Here is an 18,031-nt window from a genome sequence, read left to right as displayed (position 1 = left end):
GTTTGAACGAAAGACGGAAAGTTCAGTTCATGGCTCAGAAACAACTCTCCTCGATGCCGACCGTGCACGAAACGGCACAGGTCCGGGACTGCGAACTCGGGGCCTGGACAGAAGTCGGCGCCCGCACCTCCGTCATTGAGACCGAGATGGGCGACTATTCCTACGTGGTGAATGACAGCGACATCATTTACGCTACGATAGGAAAATTCTGCTCAATCGCCTCTCATACGCGCATAAATCCCGGAAATCATCCGAGCACCCGCGCGTCGCAGCATCATTTCCTCTATCGAGCGGCTGCTTATGGCCTGGGAGACGATGACGAGGCGTTCTTCGACTGGCGGCGACAGCATCACTGCACCATCGGGCACGATGTCTGGATCGGCCATGGCGCGACCGTGCTTGCTGGTGTGAATGTCGGAACTGGCGCCGTCATCGCAGCCGGAGCCGTCGTCAGCAAAAACGTTGCGCCTTATACAATCGTTGGCGGTGTTCCATCGAAAGAGATCAAGCGCCGGGTGGACGAGGAGACAGCCGAAGGATTGCTGGAGCTCGCCTGGTGGGATTGGCCGCATGACTTGCTGAAAGAGCGCATGAGCGACTTCCGCGCCCTGCCGGCTCCCGCATTCCTGGCCAAATATCGGTAAGCACCTATCGAAATATCGGATTTTACCGATATTTCGCCTATTGCGTGAATAACGCCGTAAAAGCAGAGACAGACTCTTCAAGCGGCCGGTCGTTGATGAAACTGATCACGCCCGGTCCTTCCAGCGTGAAGGCCTCGGCCCGAGCCAGACGTTTCTGGATATCGGCCTCACTCTCCCGTCCGCGCCCCCTGAGGCGATTTTCCAGAACCGCGCGGGGAACAGTAATGTTCACAACCCGCACATCCGGAAACATCTCCCGAGCTTTGCCGATCAGTGCGCGCGACACATTCACGATGACATGCCGTCCGGCAGACAATTCCGCTTCAATCGCTTTAGGAATTCCGTAGCGCAGATTGTGGGCTTCCCAGCTCAGGCAGTAGCCGCCCTCTTTCTTTGTCCTTTCAAACTCCGCGACCGACACCGGATTGTGCTCCTCGCCACCCGCATCTGCCGGACGCGTAATGTCACGGCGGACGAAATAATGGTCCGGACTGTCCGACAAAGCAGCCTTGGCGCCATCCAGAAGGCTGTCCTTGCCCGCCCCCGACGGCCCCACGACGAGCCAGAGAGTACCGGTGTTGGAGCGACTGTTCATTCGGGGAAACTCACGTGAATAAGGAAGGCTATTACTAGCTCCTCCTCCCCGGCGTGGCGAGGCTCAAGCGCGCATTTCACAGATCCTTAACATGCGAGGAACAGGCCTCGTCGGATGGTTTGTCGAAATATCCGGGCGACTTGTTCGTATTAGGCACTTTCCAGTCACACGCGTGCTGACTAATGTCCGCAACCATGACACAGGAACTTACCTATTTGCTCGGAGACACGCGGCCTGAAGACGGCGCTCTCCTTGAAGTCGCGCCGGGCGTGCACTGGCTGCGCCTGCCGCTGCCCTTCTCGCTCAATCACGTCAATCTCTACCTGCTGGAAGACGATGCCGGCTGGGTGATTGTCGATTGCGGCCTGAACACGGAGAACTGCCGGGTCGCCTGGACGAAGATCCTGAAGGACGTGATCGGGAACGATCCGGTGCAGGCCATCATCGGCACGCACTTCCATCCGGATCATGTCGGTCTCGCCGGTTGGCTGCAGGAGCAGACCGGCGCCCCGCTCTGGATGAGCCGGACCGAATGGCTGAATGCCCGGTCCTTCTATCTCGACACGTCCGAGGATTTCGTCGATCAGATGGTCGGCTTCTATGGAAAGCTCGGCCTTGGCGCGGATATCAACGGCGAGATGCGCAAGATCGGCAACGAATACCGCAAGCTGGTCTCGCCTATTCCGCCTGCCTTCAACCGCATTGGACCGGATACGACATTCGAGATCGGCGGCCGCACCTGGCGCCCCTATTTCGGCGCCGGACATTCCCCGGACCATGTCTGCCTGTTTTCGGAAGCAGACAACCTGATGCTCGGCGGCGATCTGCTGCTGCCCCGCATCACGCCGATCATCGCAGTCTGGTGGACCGAGCCTGACGGCAACCCGCTGCAGGATTTCTTCACCTTCCTCGACAGCATGAAGGGCGGCAAGGACGACATTCTCGTACTTCCCGGCCACGACGGCCCCTATCGCGGCATCAATTTCCGGATCGACGCACTCCGCAGCCACCATGACGAGCGGCTGGAGGAAACCATCGAGGCCTGCGACCGCCCGTCATCCGCCGCCGAGGTGATGAAAATCCTCTTCATGCGCGACCTCGACCTGCACCAGACCCGCTTCGCCGTCGGCGAAACGCTGGCGCACCTGCATCTGCTGATCGAAGACGGGCAGATTACCCGGGAGCTTGGCGATAACGGGACGTACAGGTACGGACGGGCCGCCTAGGCTGTGGCTACGGGACTCACTATTGCGAGGTTCCAACCGCGTTGAGCCAGCCCGCAAAGCCGGATTGCCTATCCGGCCTCTCCCGACCCAAAGAGGCCATTGGCAACGGCGGACTTAAGCCGCCCGTCTTCGAACTACGCAATGCCTTCGAAGTAGCGCTCGAAGGCGGCCACCAGACGCTCCGTCACATCGGACGGCACGGAGACCGAGTGTTCCCGGGCCGGGGTGCTGACGAAATCGAGCAGATGCGGTACGAGATCTCTCCCGTGAAGACCGTGAAACCGATGCCTTCGAAATAGCGGGCGATTTCCACATTGTCGAAGTCAAAATAGTACAGGTCCGACCCGAGATCCGCCGTCGGCCACATACCGGATCCATCCCCTCCAGGCCGGAACGGCGGGTGCTGCCTTCCCATAGCCGGTTCGGTCGTTGCGGAGACGAGAATAGCCCCTTAGGGCCAATGTCGAATTCTTCCAGAATCTGCCCGGCGCTTTTCATTTCAGCCGCCGAATTTCCAAAATTTCCAAAATTAGCCGTCGAATTTCCAAAATTTCCAAAATTAGCCACCGAATTTCCAATCAGAACATTGTAATCAAAGGAGAATATTTTCCACCCTGAGGGGGAAGTTCCGCTGCCTCGTCAATTTATAGGCGGCCGGATGATGACATTCAGGCCGGAGGCCGTGACGATGAATCGAGGCTACGTGACGAACACGGAGGCGGACCGGCTTTCGGCAACCGGCTCCCGCACGGCACACGACTTGCCCGTATCGCCGGACTTGGTCATGCCGCCGGTGCCCGTACAGCCGCTCCTGATCGTGATGGACTCCCGGGTTCCGGCTGCAGACGAGATCCTGGAGGGGGTGACCGGCCCGGCCCGCGTCGTGCGGGTCGATCCCGGACAGGATGGCCTGGCACGGCTTGTGGCGGCAGTGCGCGCAGCACCGGGCCACCGGCTGGCGGTGATCTGCCATGGCACACCGGGGGCGCTGATCCTTGGCGACCGGCCTCTGACCGGGGACAGTCTGCGGGCGCGCCGGCACGCCCTTGCGGCGATGGGACATGTTCTCGCCGGTGCGACGATAGAGCTCTATGCCTGCTCGGTCGCTGAGGGAGAGGCCGGCCAGACTTTCGTGACGACGCTGGAGCGGACGACCGGATGCCCGGTGGCCGCCGCCAGCAAGCCGGTCGGCGGCTCGGCGCTTGGCGGATCCTGGATCCTCGACGCCGGCTGCCCTGTGCCGCGCCCCGCGCTGAACACCGCGGCCCTCACCGGCCTGCCGGTCCTGTTGAACACTTGGAGCGGCGGAACGGGAGACTGGAACACGGCCGGCAATTGGCTTGGAGGCGTGCCCGGCGGCTCCGATACTGCCAACATCGCTAACGGCGGCACGGCGCAACTGGCCGGGGCCGCGCCCGCGATCGATAGCTTCTATATCGGGACTGGGTCCGGAAGCAGCGGGACTCTGCAGGTCACCGGTGGCGGGACGCTGACGGCCAATGGCGGCCAATCTTTTGTCGGTAACAGTTCTGGCAGCACAGGGGCATTGCTCGTCGACGGTGCGGGCTCGGCCGTGAACACTGGTGCCCAAAATCTGCTCGTCGGAAATTCGGGGGTCGGGACCCTCACCGTTACGGACGGCGGCTCGGTCACCGTCGGCGGCACGCTTTACACCGGCCTTTTCACCGGCAGCACCGGCACGCTGAACATCGGTAATGGCGGTGCTGCGGGCATCGTGAACGCCTCGACGATCAGGACCAGCTCCGGCACCGGCACCGTCAACTTCAACCACACCGATACCGGCTACGTCCTCAGCAGCGACGGCACCAGCAGCGGCACGGCCGTCACCATCGCCGGCTCGACGGCGGTGAACCAGATGGGCACCGGCACCACCATCCTGACCGGCACCAACACCTATACCGGCGGCACCACGGTGAGCGGCGGCACCCTTCAACTGTCCGGCGGCAGCGCGCTCTCGAACAGCGGCAGCGTCTCGGTGTCCGCCGGTGCGACACTGGACCTGAACGGCACAACCGAGTCCATCGGAGCCCTGTCCGGCGCCGGCACCGTGTCGATCGGGGCCGGGGCCCTGACCGTCAATCAGGGAACCAACACGACCTTCTCCGGTGTGGTCTCGGGGACGGGCAGTTTGACCAAGACCGGCAGCGGTACGCTGACGCTCTCCGGCAGCAATACCTATACCGGCAACACCACCATCTCGGCCGGCACCGTGCAGCTCTCCGGGGGCAACGCCCTCGATGACAACGGCACCGTCAATGTCGCCGCCGGGGCTACCCTGGATCTGAACGGCACCACCGAGACCATCGGCGCCCTCACCGGCTCCGGCACCGTGAATGTCGGGGCCGGCTCTATCTCCTTTTCCGATCCCGGGGCCAACACGTTCTCCGGCACCCTGAGCGGAAGCAGCACCTATTCCATTGCCTCCGGCGTCACCCTCAAGGGAACCGGGACCTACAGCACGCCGGTCACCATCCTGTCGGGTGGCACCATCGCCCCCGGCAACAGCCCGGGGACGATCTCCACCGGCAACCTCACACTCTCCAGCGGCTCCACCGCGACGATGGAGATCGACGGCACCACCGCCGGAACCGGATATGACCAGGTCTCCGTCACCGGCACCGTCACCATCAATTCGGCGACCCTGAACACGGTGTTCGGCTACACATCGACGACCGGCGACAATTATGTGCTGATCAGCAATGACGGGGCCGATGCCGTGACCGGGACCTTCAGCGGCCTTGCGGAAGGGGCGACCTTTACCAGCGGCACGCGCCAGTACCAGATCAGCTATGCCGGCAGCGACGGCAATGACGTGACGCTGCGGGATATCGGCGCGAAGCCTGTGGCCTCCGGCGGCAACGACAATGCGAGCGCGGCGACATCCGGCGATGACGTGCTGAGTGGTACGAGCGGAGCCGACACGCTTTCAGGATTGGCCGGTAGCGACGTGATGTATGGCGGCAATGGTACCGACCTGCTTTACGGCAACCAGGGGGCGGACACGCTCTGGGGGCAGGAAGAAGCGGACACGCTCTATGGCGGCCAGGACGGAGATATCGTCTATGGCAACCAGGGGGCGGACATCGTCTGCGGCAACCGGGGGAACGACACGCTCTATGGCGGTCAGGGCGACGATACACTGATCGGGGGGCAGGAGGATGACCTGCTCCAGGGCAATCTCGGAGCCGACGTGATCTACGGCAACCAGGGCGCAGACACGCTCTCCGGCGGCGACGGTGCGGATACGCTCTATGGCGGACAGGGGAATGACATACTGACCGGCGGGACCGGAGACGATGTCCTCACCGGCGGGCTCGGGGCCGACCGGTTCAGCTTCGAGACGGCGGACGGCAACGACATCATCTACAGCTTCACCGCGGGCGAGGACCAGATCGCCGTTGCCGCCGGGATCAACGGCACGGCAGTCGCCACACCGGAGGACATGCTTCTCCGGGCCGCCGACAATGCCGCCGGGGACGCGGTCATTGACTTCGGGGCCGGCAACTCGGTCACCCTGATCGGCGTGCATACGGGCGCCCTCTCCAGCGCCGACTTCATGATCTTCTAAGGCGGAAGACTGGAGCAACGAGGGAAGTTCGGTGAACTGCCCCGGAGGAGCGAACGGCGGCTCCCCACCTTTGCTGACCGACGCGGTCGATTGACCGACTTCCGAGGTTTTACCGAAAGTAGTCATCGGAACGCGCCCGTTTATGAAGGCCCGTCCTAGACCGCTTCTTCGTTGTGGACCACGCCGCTGATCAGGTTTTCCCGGTAAAGCGCCGCCTCGTCGAGCCATGCCGCAGCCGGGCTCAGCGCCCCGATCAGCCGCTTGATTTCCTTTTCCTGCTCCCGGCGCGCGTCTTCAGCCTCGGCGACAGTGACCTCCGCGAAGGACAGTGCATCCCCCGGCTTCAGGCGACCAAGACGCGGGATGTCCGCGGAGATGACGGTGCCGATCTTCGGATATCCGCCCGTGGTCTGATGGTCCGCCAGCAGGATGATCGGCAGGCCGTTGCCGGGCACCTGGATGGCGCCGGTGACGATGCCGTCCGAGGTGATGTTGTAGCCGCGTGCATGCTCGAGCGCCGGGCCTTCCAGACGCATTCCCATCCGGTCCGCTTCCCGGCTGACGCTGTATTCATTGGTCAGGAAAGCGGCGGCGCTCTCGTCGGTGAAATAATCCCGCTGCGGGCCGAACACGACACGGACCGGGCCGCCGGCATCGAGATATCCGGGATTTTCCAGCCGAAGCTCGCCCCGCGCGGGAACCGCGTTCAGGCGCAGGGGCAACTCATCCCCGTCCTTCAGCGCGCGGCCCTGAAAGCCGCCGATCTGCGAGCGGCCATAGGTGGATAGGCTGTCAAACACGGCGGGCAGATCGCAGCCGCCTTCAATGCAAAGATAGGCCGCACCGCTATCCGTCACCGGATTGACGGACAGCCGGTGTCCACGTTTCAGGGTAACGCTCTGATATGACGGGAGTTCGACACGCTCTCCCGCCTCGACGACAATCCCGGCCCGGGTGCCGACCAGCGCCACGCGAACGCTTTCCGCCAGTACTTCAAGAACAGGTCCGATCAGCCGGAACTCGATGGCGGCCATCCCCTCGTCATTTCCGACCAGCGCATTGCCGATCCGGAGAGACACGGGATCGAGCGCGCCGGACACGGGCACGCCCCTGTTCTGGAAGGCCGGGCGGCCGAAATCCTGCAGGGTCGGCGCGAAACCGGCCTGGATCACCCTGAGCCCGCTCATGCGCCCTCTCCCGGTGCGATATCCTCCACGACAGGCAGGTAGTTCCCAGCCTCGACATCCTTCCGCAGCGCTTCATACTCGGCCAGCGATACCGGCTGGAAATGAACCCGATCCCCGGCGGCGACCAGAATCGGCGCGTCACGGGTGGGATCGAAGAATTCGACCGGTGTGCGGCCGATCAGATGCCAGCCGCCGGGACTCTCGACCGTGTAGATCGTGGTCTGCCGCACAGCGATGGAGATCGAGCGGGCCGGTACCTTGACGCGCGGCTCGAACCGTCTCGGCACATCGAACGCTTCCGGCAGCAGGCCGAGATAGGGGAAGCCCGGCAGGAATCCCATCATCAGGACTTCCTGCGGCGCGGCGGTATGGCCGCGCACCACCTCCGACGCGTCCAGCTTCATGTCCCGCGCCACGCTATCGAGGTCCGGCGCGCACTCGCCCTCATAGCAAACCGGTATGGACCAGAGCCGGTAGCCGTCCTCGCCCTCGTGCTGATGATGCAGGATCTCGGAAATCGCCGATTGCAACTCGGAGGAACGCGTCACCAGCGGATCGTAATGCACCATCAGGGAGCGGATCGTCGGGACGATATCGACAATGCCAGCCAGCGACAGCTCGCGCAGCTTGGCGGCGACATGGCGCACCTGGCGGTTTACGGCCGCATCGACGGCTTCGCCGAACTGCACGACAAGGGCGGTATCCCCGGCGGGGAGAAAGACAGGTTCCGACATCACAATGGTTCTGTTCCGGACATGGACCGTAAGAAGGGTTTGGCGCTAGTCTTCACGTCCAACCGCCCATCGACCAAGCGTCCGGACGCGCGAGCCGCGCTTCGAGACAATAGCCACGGACCATAAGCATGACCAAAGTGAATTTGAACGCCGATATGGCCGAAGGTTTCGGCGCTTACGATATCGGCGACGACATGGCGATGCTGAAGATCGTCGGCTCGGCCAATGTCGCCTGCGGGTTTCATGGCGGGGACGCCAATGTGATGGACCGGGTCGTGGGCACGGCCAAGGCGGAAGGCGTCAGCATCGGTGCGCATCCGGGCTTCAACGATCTCTGGGGTTTCGGCCGCCGCCGGATTTCCATGTCCCCGCGCGAGGTCGAGGCGATGATCGCCTACCAGATCGGCGCCTTGCAGGCGATGGCGGCGCTGCACGGCATGACGGTCACGCACATGAAGCCGCATGGCGCGCTGAACAACATGGCCTCCGAAGACAGGGATCTCGCCGAAGCCATCGTGCGCGCGACCAAGGCGGTCGACCCGGCCATCATCCTGCTGGCCACGACCGGCTCCGAGCTGATGAAAGCCGGCACAACGCTCAACGTGCCGACCGCTTCGGAGGTTTTCGCCGACCGCACTTATGATTCCAAGGGCAGCCTGACCAGCCGGAAGCGCGACGACGCCATGATCCGTAATCCGCAGCAGGCCGTCGAGCATGTCCTGCGCATGGTCGAGACCGGCAAGGTCCGCTCGACCGACGGCGTGGACATACCTGTGGTGGTTCATTCCATCTGTATCCATGGGGACGAGCCGACAGGCCCGGCCGTGGCCGGCGCCGTCCGGGCCGCGCTCGAGGCCAGGGGTATCGACGTGGTGACCCTGCCGGACGTGCCGCTTGACTGACCAACTGCCACTCAACTGACTAACTGTTGTGTCCAACCCAGGAGCTACCCCCGTGAGTCGTGAGCAAGCCATCTCTGCCGCCGCCGAACATTTCGACAGCGGCGATTTTCTCAAGGACCTGAGCCGCCGGGTGGCTATCCGCACCGAAAGCCAGCTCTACGAAGAGCGGAAGCCCGACATGGAGGCCTATATGGCTGAAATGCGGGCGGCCCTGGAGCCGATGGGATATGTCTGCGAGCAGTTCCCGAACCCCTCGCCAAAGGGCGGCCCCTTCCTGATCGCCACCCGTCACGAGGGCGACAACCTGCCGACCGTGCTCACCTACGGTCATGGCGATGTTGTCCGCGGCATGGAAGGCCAATGGGCCGAGGGACGCGATCCATGGACCCTGACCGAGGTCGGCGAGCGGGTCTACGGCCGCGGGACCGTCGATAACAAGGGCCAGCACTCGATCAATATCGCCGGCCTTAACGCCGTCCTGAAGACCCGTGGCAAGCTTGGCTTCAATTCCAAGATACTGATCGAGTCCGGCGAAGAATCCGGCTCCCCGGGACTGGCGGACTTTGCAAAACAACAAAAAGCCAAGCTGAAGGCCGATTTTCTGATCGCCTCCGACGGTCCCCGTATCAGTGCCGATCACCCGACCGTGTTCATGGGCTCGCGCGGGGCCTATCCGATGGATATCACCTGCGACCTGCGCGAAGGCGCCCACCATTCCGGCAACTGGGGCGGTCTGCTCGCAAACCCGGCGGTCATCCTCGCCCATGCGCTCGCCAGCATCGTCGACCGGCGCGGCCAGATCCGCGTGCCGGAATGGCGCCCGACCACCCTCACCCCGGCAATCCGGGCCGCGCTCGCCGAGTGCGAGCTCGAGGCGGAAGCGAACGGCCCGCAGATCGATCCGAATTGGGGGGAAGAGTCCCTCACGCCGATCGAACGGGTGATCGGCTGGAACAGCTTCGAGATCCTCGCTTACACGGCCGGCCTGCCGGACAAGCCGGTGAACGCGATCCCAGGCCGGGCGACCTGCCGCGGACAGCTCCGCTTCGTTGTCGGCACCGATCCGGAGGACATCGTTCCGGCCCTGCGCCGGCATCTGGAGCGCGAAGGCTTCCCGATGGTCACCGTCGCGGACGCCGATCGCGGCTACATGAAGGCGACGCGCCTCGATCCCGACCATGCGCTCGTGCAGTGGGCGGCGGGATCGATCCAGCGCACGACCAACAAGAAGACCGCGATCCTGCCGAACCTCGGCGGCTCCCTGCCGAACGACGTCTTCAGCGAAATCCTCGGCCTGGCCACCATCTGGGTGCCGCATTCCTATGCCTCCTGCTCCCAGCATGCGCCGAACGAGCATGCACTGAAACCGATCCTCCGCGAGGGCCTGCAACTCACCGCCGGCCTTTTCTGGGATATCGGCGACGGTACCCTTCCGGAAAGCTGGTAATCCGATGACCGCGCGGCGTGTTCTGTCGGCTGAGATCAGCCACGAGACCAATACTTTCAGTGTGTTGCGGACCGACATGGACGCCTATTTGCGTCGGCAATGCTATTTCGGCGACGCGATAGCCACGCATATGTCCGGCACCGCGACGGAAGTGGCCGCCCATATCGATGCCGCGCGGACCTACGGCTGGGAGATGATCCCGACCGTTGCGGCCCATGCCACACCAAGCGGCATGACCACAGCGGACGCCTGGGAGGAACTGTGCAACATCGTGCTGGCCGGTCTCGACACGGGACCGGTCGACGGGGTCATGCTGGCCCTGCACGGGGCCATGGTGACCGAGAGCAGCCAGGACGCGGAAGGTGATCTGCTGAAGAGGCTGCGGGACCGTCTCGGCACGCAGGTTCCGATTGCCGTCACGCTAGACCTGCATGCGAATGTGACGGACGGAATGGCCGCGTTTGCTGATATCCTGGTGCCTTACCGGACATATCCGCATATCGATCAGTACGAGGCCGCGACGGAGGCTGCCGCCCTGCTGCAGCGGGCAATGGATAAAGAAATCCGTCCGGTCACGGTTGTAGCCCGGCGCCCGACCCTCGACGGTCTCAATCACGGCCGGACCCAGGAAGGCCCGATGGTCGAGCTGCTGGCCCGGGCTGCGGACATCAAGGCCGCCGATCCGGCTATTCTGGAAATCGGCCTCTGCGCCGGTTTCGCCTGGTCGGACATAGCCGAGGCCGGCCCATCCGTCAGCGTCACCACGGATGGCGATGCGGGAAAAGGCCAGAAAATCGCCGACGACCTGATGCAGTTCGTCTGGGACACCCGGGCAATCAACACCGTTCCCCTGCTCTCTCTCACGGAGCTTTCCGAGAAGATCAGGAACGGCCCCACGGGCAAGGGACCGCTGGTCATTGGCGATACCACAGACAATCCGGGCGGTGGTGGTTATGGCGACGGTGTTCGCCTGCTGGAAAGCATTATCGCGACGGGCATTTCGAATGCGGCACTGGCCGCGATTTGCGATCCGGCGGTTGCCGAACAGGCTCATACAGCCGGTGTTGGAGCAAAAATCGCCATCTCGCTTGGCGCAAAAGTCGATCCAGACAGCTATGGGCCGCCAATCGAGACGGATGCAACAGTGCTCGCCCTCAACGAGACCGGAGCTTTCGTCTGCGACGGGCCGATGTGGGCCAATATGGAAGTGCGCCTCGGCCGCGCCGCCCTGCTCGACATTTCAGGCGTGAAGGTGGTGATCGCCAGCAGCAATCTGCAGGTCACGGATCAGCAGGCGCTGAAGCTGTTTGGACTCGATCCGGCGGCGCTGGACGTGATCGCTGTCAAATCCTCCCACCATTTCCGCGCCGCCTTCCAGCCGGTCGCCCGCGACGTCGTGCTGGTCGATAGCGGATGTCTCGTCTCCCAGGACTACAGTAGCTTTGACTACAAGCATCTGCGCCGGCCGATCTGGCCGATCGATCCTCTTTCCTGAGCGGCGACACCGCGAAAAGGAGGTGCGCGCGCCCTGCATCGACCCGCTTGAAATGCGTGATGAAGCGTGGAGCCTGAGTGCAGTGAAACCCTATCTGCACGCCATATTCCCCCTGCGGTGCAAGCGCGCGCACCTGCGTTGAAAGATCGCCCCGGTTCTCGACGGAAACAGGAATCCCTTATCACGTCCACAAATGCCTGGCACGCCGACGCCGCTTCGCAGTCGGCGCTGCGCCGCCTGGCCACGGCCCGGCTTGGAAAGCCACATCAATTTCCGGCAGTTAAATATCTTTTAAGTATTCTGGAGAATCACCCCTCTCACGGAAAACAACGGCTCTGTTCCAGGACGAGCCGGGTTCACCTCATACCAACAACGACTGATTTTCAGAGAACTAACAGATGTTCAAGAAACTCATCATTGCCGCTGCAATGCTGTTCACCGCCACCGTGGGTGCAACTGCAGCCGAGTTCGCCTCCGAGGCGGAAGCCAAGGCGATGGCTGAAAAAGCTGCTGCGCATATCAACTCGGCCGGACTTGATGGTGCTATCAAAGATTTCATGGCCCCGGGTGGCGAATGGCATGACCGCGATCTCTATGTTTTCGTGTTCGATCTCAAGGGCACCACGATTGCGCACGGCGCCAAGGCAGCACTGGTCGGCCGCGACCTGACCGGTCTCCGCGATGTCGACGGCAAGCAGTTCATCCAGGATTTCCTGAAGGTCACGGATGCAGCTTGGGTCGATTACAAATGGCAGAATCCGACGTCCAACGCTGTCGAGCCGAAGACATCTTACATCATCCGACTGGCTAATGAAGTCGTCGGTGTCGGCGCCTACAAGCGCTAATACAAGCTATACGAACCACGTCGGGGGCGGATTTTCCGTCCCCGGCCGTATATAAAATTTTGGGACCGGAACACCGAAAATGCTGAAAAATCTTCCCATTATTCAGAAAACACTAATCGCACCTGGTGTTGCGTGCTTGATGATCCTGATCATCGCAGCGGTATTCTTCATTTCTTTAAAGGAGACAACCAATCTCCAGAAGAATGCGGGGCTTGCCGGGCAACTGGTCCTTGACACCAAAGAGCTGCAAGGGCTTGTCAATGCTGGTCATGCAACGCTGTTCCGAGCTCTCAGCTGGCAACAGTCCGGAGTAGCTGCCGAGGACGTTGCGAAAGCAGCCGAGGAAGCACGGACCATCTTCGGAAACGTTGAAGCGCTATTCGCAAAGATTGAGGCAAATACTCCCGCAGACAAAATAGAGGCCCTGCAGACGATCCGGGAAGGGTATGGCGCGTATCGTGGTGTCGCGACTGAAACACTCGAGACCGTCGCTATCGACTCATTCCTGGCCTCCATGTTGATGACCGACGCTCACGTCAGGCTGAGTGACGTCTCCGGGAAGATTCAGGAGCTCTCCGACGCCATCATCAAGAAGGCGGACGACTTACAGAATCAAGCCAAGGCGGCGCAGGATCTGGCCGAGCTGGAAGTTATGGGTGTCGTTGTCGTCGCCTTTATCCTTTCGCTTGCAATCAGTATTTTCACCGGCCGCGCCATCACTGCTCCAATCAGCCGGATCACAACAGTGATCAAGGAAATCGCATCCGGGCACAGCAACACCGATATTACCGATCAGGATCGCAAAGACGAGGTCGGTGCGATTGCCGAAGCCCTCGGCGTCATGAAGGAAGGCTTGATCGAGCGCGAGGAAATGCGCGCCAAACAGATTGCCGAAGAACAGGATCGGTCGAAACGGGCCGAGCGGATCGAAGCATCAATTGCCCGCTTTGAAAACATGATCGGGCAATCCATGACCGAACTTAACAGCATGGCGGCCAACCTGAATGACACCGCCAACGAGATGACTCTTGCCGCCGGCGAGACCAACACACAGTCGGATCAGGTAGCCTCTGCGGCATCCCTGGCCTCGACCAACGTGAACACTGTTGCCGCCGCGACGGAGCAACTCTCCGCATCGATCGGCGAAATCACCCGCAAGGTCTCCGATGCCTCACAGATCAGCAGCTCCGCTGTTGCCGAAACCGAGCGGACGAACGTGCAGATGCAGGCTTTGGCGCAGTCGGCCGAGAAGATCGGCGAGATCGTCACGCTCATCCGGGATATTGCCGAGCAGACAAACCTGCTTGCCCTGAACGCAACAATCGAGGCTGCCCGGGCCGGCGATGCCGGCAAGGGCTTCGCGGTGGTCGCCAGCGAGGTGAAAAGCCCGGCAAATCAATCCGCCCAGGCAACCGAGGATATCTCAACACAGGTTCAGGAAATCCAGCAGTCCAGCAGCGCGGCGGTCGAGGCAATCACCCGCGTGACCGGCCTGATCTCCAACCTGTCGGAATCCTCAACCATGATCGCGGGCGCAGTCGAAGAGCAGTCAGCAGCCACGTCCGAGATTTCACGCAATGTTCAGGATGCCGCGACCGGTACCGATGAGGTTACCAGCAGCATCGCACACGTGAATCAGGCGACAGTAAAAACCAGCGCCGCGGCCGAGAACGTGACGGGAACTGCATCCCGCATGAACGACTCTGTCAGCGCCCTGCGCAGTCAGGTCGACGCTTTCCTCGCAGAGGTGCGCTCCGCCTGATTTGAGAATCGGTGAATTTATATGCAAACGGCCGGGCATCTGCCCGGCCGTTTTCTTTAGTCCTTCATCTCAACAGGACCATCCGCCTTGAGCCATTCGCCGAGGCCGCCCTCGAGATGGGCGACGGGCGTCAGGCCCATGTCCTGCGCCGTTTTGGCGGACAGAGCGGAACGCCAGCTCGCGGCGCAATAGAAAACGAAGGTTTTATCCTCGCCGAAGAAGTCCTTGTAATAGGGGCTGGCCGGATCGATCCAGAATTCCAGCATGCCGCGCGGCACATGGCGCGCGCCCGGAATGCGGCCGGTCTTGGCGATCTCACGCACATCGCGGACATCGATAAAGGTCACGTCGTCGCTGCCGACCATGGCCTTTGCATCCTCGACAGAGACGATGCGGACCTGCTCGTTGGCTTCGGCCACCATGGAGTCGACTGTTTTAATGGTTTTCTCGGCCATTGAGGCCCTCCCTCAGGATCACGTTTCTGGGGAGAGCCTAGTGCGCGCGAGGCGCAAACGGAATGGCCTTTCGGGAACCGGACTGATGTTCCGGCTCCCTTGGGTCGTCAGGAGAGTATCAGCCTTCGGCCGCTATCTTGCGGGCGTGCTTCTTGCGCTCGTTGATATCGAGATAGCGCTTGCGCAGACGGATATTGTTCGGTGTCACCTCAACCAGCTCGTCATCACCGATATAGGAGATCGCCTTTTCCAGCGTCATCCGGATCGGCGGGGTGAGAACGATCGAGTCGTCCTTGCCTGATGCCCGGAAGTTGGTGAGCTGCTTGGACTTCAGCGGGTTAACGTCGAGATCGTTACCCCGGTTGGTCTCGCCGATCACCATGCCCGGATAGATATCCTCGCCGCCACCAATCATCAGCGGGCCGCGCTCTTCCAGGTTGAACAGTGCGTAGGCCGCTGCCTTGCCCTTTTCCAGGCTGATTAGCACGCCGTTACGGCGGGTCGGGATCGGGCCCTTATAGGGACCGTAGGAATCGAACACCCGGTTCATGATGCCGGTACCACGGGTATCGGTCATGAATTCGCCGTGATAGCCGATCAGGCCACGCGACGGGCAGCGGAAGGTCACCCGCTGCTTGCCACCACCAGACGGACGCATGTCCATCAATTCGGCTTTGCGCTGCTGCATCTTTTCGACCACGGCGCCGGAGAATTCCTCATCCACGTCGATGACGACTTCTTCCATCGGCTCGAGGCGCTGGCCGGTCTGTGGATCGGACTGGAACAGCACGCGCGGGCGGCTGATCGACAGCTCGAAGCCCTCACGGCGCATCTGCTCGATCAGCACCGCAAGCTGCAATTCACCACGTCCGGAGACCTCGAAGGCATCCTTGTCCGCAGTTTCGGAGACGCGTATGGCGACGTTGCCTTCGGCTTCCTTCTTCAGACGGTCCCAGATCACCCGGCTCGTCACCTTGTCGCCATCCAGACCGCCGAGCGGGCTGTCATTAACGGAGAAGGTCACGGCGATGGTCGAGGGATCGATCGGCTGCGCCATGATCGGCTCGGTCACTTCCGGCACGCAGATGGTGTCGGCAACGGTCGATTTTGAAAGCCCGGCAAGCGCCACGATGTCACCAGCCACAGCTTCGTCCAACGGGACCCGATCCAGGCCACGATAGGCGAGCACCTTGGTGATCCGACCCTGCTCCAGCACCTTGCCGTCGCGAGACAGTGCCTTGACGCTGAGGTTTGGTTTCACAGTACCGGCCTCGATCCGGCCAGTCAGCAGACGACCGAGATAGGGATCGGCCTCGACCGTAGTTGCCAGCATCCGGAACGGCGCGTCCTTCTCGACAGCAGGCGCCGGAACGTGCTTCAGGATGAGCTCGAACAACGGCGCCATGTCTGTGCCAACCTCGTCCGGAGTCTCGCTCGCCCAGCCGGCCTTGCCGGAAGCAAACAGCGACGGGAAGTCGAGCTGCTCTTCATTCGCTTCGAGCGCGGAAAACAGGTCGAACATCTCGTCCTGCACTTCGTAAGCACGCTGCTCCGGCTTATCGACCTTGTTGACCACGACCATCGGACGCAGGCCCAGCTTCAGGGCCTTGGCGAGCACGAACTTGGTCTGCGGCATCGGGCCTTCGGCCGCGTCCACCAGAACGACAACGCCATCAACCATGGAGAGGATGCGCTCCACCTCACCGCCAAAATCGGCGTGGCCCGGTGTGTCGACAATGTTGATACGGGTGCCGCCATATTCGACCGAGGTACATTTGGCGAGAATGGTGATACCGCGCTCACGCTCGATATCGTTGCTGTCCATCGCCCTCTCGTCGACCTGCTGGTTCTCGCGGAACGTACCGGTCTGTTTCAGAAGCACGTCGACAAGCGTGGTTTTGCCGTGATCGACGTGGGCGATGATTGCGATATTTCTCAGTTCCATGGAACGACTCCGAACAGGTCCGCCGCGCGCCGCTATTACGGCGCGGTGCCAGGCGTGCAAATCTGCGTTGATTGGCTCAGGGCGGTTCAGGCCCGGCAGTGTCAAAATGACTCGGCGCTAACATACTTATATTGCAGCGCGAAACAAGCGCTGGATTGCATGGCTGCATCCCGTTTGCAACCCCAACCGGCATCCCACTGGGATGTGATGCCGCCTAGCCTTGCCAGCAAAGCGTTAAATGGGAACAATAAGAGAACAAACAAGAGGAATCGGGTCATGGCCGCATCGAAAGAGCTCGCGGACTTCATTACCGACATGCTGGAGCCGTTGGGCGATATCCATGCGCACCGCATGTTCGGCGGCTATGGCATCAAATATGGCGAGGTCAATTTCGCCCTCTTGCTGGGTGACCAGCCCTATTTCCGCGTGGACGACCGAAATCGCCCGGTTTTCGAGGAGCGCGGCAGCGAGCCGTTCCGCTACAACACAAAGAAAGGCGAGGTCACGGTCGGCAGTTACTGGGAGGTACCAACAAACATACTGGAGGACCCAGAGTTGTTTCTGGAATGGGCCCGCGCTGCCATCGATGCGGCCCTCAAGGCACATAAGCCTAAGAAAAAAAGAAAACGTAGTTGAGGAAATCAGCCAGAATTCGCCGCCCTGGAGCTTGTTATTAAGAATAATTTAATTCAAATTAATACTCATTAACCAATCAACCTGAAGATAAAAGAAAAATCTATGGTTCCTGAATCAGACCGTATTCCATTCGAGCCTGGCGACATCATCTGCGAGCATGGCGAGCCGTCCGATTTCGTCATGTACGTTCTCAGCGGTGAGGTTGCGATGGAGCACAGCCCGGGCCTCTACATTGAGCTGGACGGCACGGTCACGACCTTCAAGCGCGGCTCCCTCCTCGGCGAAAGCTCAGCCATCCTGAAACGGCCTTATGTCGGCACCCTCGTCGGCTTCAGCGCCGGTGCCTATGCCCGGGTACGCGCAGACCGGGTCCGTGCCGACATCGCCAAATGCGCGAAACTGCCGAAGATGATCATCCTCAATCAGGCCCACAAGCTCGATCAGGCCTACGGCTTCATCATGAAGAACTACAAGAATGCCAGCCGCGGTCAGGTCAAAGAAGTCTTCGAACCCGACCACGGCCTTGGCGATTTCTTCGAGGAAGGCGTCGCGAAGTAAGGCGAACGCCG

Annotated in this window: 16 protein-coding genes; 11 read left to right on the top strand and 5 right to left on the bottom strand. The window is 61.6% G+C overall.

Features of this window, described 5'->3' with window-relative positions; genetic code table 11:
• Window positions 1-29 precede the first annotated feature (29 nt).
• Window positions 30-644, top strand: a complete 615-nt coding sequence (locus tag VOI22_RS04350; RefSeq protein WP_323795349.1) for a DapH/DapD/GlmU-related protein — start codon at window positions 30-32, stop codon at window positions 642-644.
• A 37-nt stretch (window positions 645-681) separates the two neighbouring features.
• Here the strand turns inward: VOI22_RS04350 and phnN are convergent, their stop codons facing one another.
• Window positions 682-1,239 carry a phosphonate metabolism protein/1,5-bisphosphokinase (PRPP-forming) PhnN gene (gene phnN / locus VOI22_RS04345; RefSeq protein ID WP_323795348.1) on the bottom strand — a complete coding sequence of 186 codons (558 nt, stop codon included), beginning with the start codon at window positions 1,237-1,239 and terminating at the stop codon, window positions 682-684.
• Between the two features lie 194 nt (window positions 1,240-1,433).
• Between phnN and VOI22_RS04340 the strand changes: the two genes are divergently transcribed.
• The 3 genes from VOI22_RS04340 to VOI22_RS04330 all read left to right on the top strand — a co-directional run bounded on the left by VOI22_RS04340 (window position 1,434) and on the right by VOI22_RS04330 (window position 6,054).
• Window positions 1,434-2,465 carry an MBL fold metallo-hydrolase gene (locus VOI22_RS04340; protein ID WP_323795347.1) on the top strand — a complete coding sequence of 344 codons (1,032 nt, stop codon included), beginning with the start codon at window positions 1,434-1,436 and terminating at the stop codon, window positions 2,463-2,465.
• A gap of 41 nt (window positions 2,466-2,506) precedes the next feature.
• Entirely contained in the window at window positions 2,507-2,764 is a 258-nt protein-coding gene (locus tag VOI22_RS04335) for a hypothetical protein (RefSeq protein ID WP_323795346.1), read from the top strand.
• A 389-nt stretch (window positions 2,765-3,153) separates the two neighbouring features.
• Complete coding sequence (locus VOI22_RS04330) at window positions 3,154-6,054, top strand: DUF4347 domain-containing protein (RefSeq protein WP_323795345.1); 2,901 nt, start codon at window positions 3,154-3,156, stop codon at window positions 6,052-6,054.
• A 155-nt stretch (window positions 6,055-6,209) separates the two neighbouring features.
• Here the strand turns inward: VOI22_RS04330 and VOI22_RS04325 are convergent, their stop codons facing one another.
• Window positions 6,210-7,241 (bottom strand): biotin-dependent carboxyltransferase family protein, encoded by a 1,032-nt coding sequence (locus VOI22_RS04325; RefSeq protein ID WP_323795344.1) that lies wholly within the window; start codon window positions 7,239-7,241, stop codon window positions 6,210-6,212.
• Window positions 7,238-7,975 carry a 5-oxoprolinase subunit PxpB gene (pxpB, locus tag VOI22_RS04320; RefSeq protein ID WP_323795343.1) on the bottom strand — a complete coding sequence of 246 codons (738 nt, stop codon included), beginning with the start codon at window positions 7,973-7,975 and terminating at the stop codon, window positions 7,238-7,240. The genes VOI22_RS04325 and pxpB overlap by 4 nt, the downstream gene beginning before the upstream one ends.
• 128 nt (window positions 7,976-8,103) lie before the next feature.
• Here pxpB and VOI22_RS04315 point away from each other — a divergent pair, with 128 nt between their 5' ends.
• From VOI22_RS04315 to VOI22_RS04295, 5 genes are all read left to right on the top strand, one after another.
• A complete protein-coding gene (locus VOI22_RS04315; protein WP_323795342.1) occupies window positions 8,104-8,877 on the top strand; it encodes a 5-oxoprolinase subunit PxpA in 774 nt (257 codons plus the stop codon).
• A gap of 52 nt (window positions 8,878-8,929) precedes the next feature.
• On the top strand, window positions 8,930-10,324 hold the full coding sequence (locus VOI22_RS04310) for a M20 family metallopeptidase (protein ID WP_323795341.1): 1,395 nt from the start codon (window positions 8,930-8,932) through the stop codon (window positions 10,322-10,324).
• A gap of 4 nt (window positions 10,325-10,328) precedes the next feature.
• Entirely contained in the window at window positions 10,329-11,819 is a 1,491-nt protein-coding gene (locus VOI22_RS04305) for a M81 family metallopeptidase (protein WP_323795340.1), read from the top strand.
• Window positions 11,820-12,217: 398 nt separating this feature from the next.
• A complete protein-coding gene (locus VOI22_RS04300; RefSeq protein ID WP_323795339.1) occupies window positions 12,218-12,664 on the top strand; it encodes a cache domain-containing protein in 447 nt (148 codons plus the stop codon).
• A gap of 139 nt (window positions 12,665-12,803) precedes the next feature.
• Complete coding sequence (locus VOI22_RS04295; protein ID WP_323795338.1) at window positions 12,804-14,426, top strand: HAMP domain-containing methyl-accepting chemotaxis protein; 1,623 nt, start codon at window positions 12,804-12,806, stop codon at window positions 14,424-14,426.
• 56 nt (window positions 14,427-14,482) lie between these two features.
• Here VOI22_RS04295 and VOI22_RS04290 read toward each other — a convergent pair whose 3' ends face one another.
• Window positions 14,483-14,881 (bottom strand): rhodanese-like domain-containing protein, encoded by a 399-nt coding sequence (locus tag VOI22_RS04290; protein ID WP_323795337.1) that lies wholly within the window; start codon window positions 14,879-14,881, stop codon window positions 14,483-14,485.
• 118 nt (window positions 14,882-14,999) lie between these two features.
• Window positions 15,000-16,826, bottom strand: a complete 1,827-nt coding sequence (gene typA / locus VOI22_RS04285; RefSeq protein WP_323795336.1) for a translational GTPase TypA — start codon at window positions 16,824-16,826, stop codon at window positions 15,000-15,002.
• Window positions 16,827-17,102: 276 nt separating this feature from the next.
• Here typA and VOI22_RS04280 point away from each other — a divergent pair, with 276 nt between their 5' ends.
• Both VOI22_RS04280 and VOI22_RS04275 read left to right on the top strand, forming a co-directional pair.
• Window positions 17,103-17,462 (top strand): TfoX/Sxy family protein, encoded by a 360-nt coding sequence (locus VOI22_RS04280; RefSeq protein WP_323795335.1) that lies wholly within the window; start codon window positions 17,103-17,105, stop codon window positions 17,460-17,462.
• A gap of 102 nt (window positions 17,463-17,564) precedes the next feature.
• A complete protein-coding gene (locus tag VOI22_RS04275) occupies window positions 17,565-18,020 on the top strand; it encodes a cyclic nucleotide-binding domain-containing protein (RefSeq protein WP_323795334.1) in 456 nt (151 codons plus the stop codon).
• The last annotated feature ends 11 nt before the right edge of the window (window positions 18,021-18,031 follow it).

Origin of the sequence: Nisaea sp. (assembly GCF_034670185.1) — a bacterium.
Lineage (GTDB): Bacteria > Pseudomonadota > Alphaproteobacteria > Thalassobaculales > Thalassobaculaceae > Nisaea.
The sequence above is the reverse complement of the archived record's forward strand: the minus strand, read 5'-3'. Positions and strand labels throughout refer to the sequence as shown.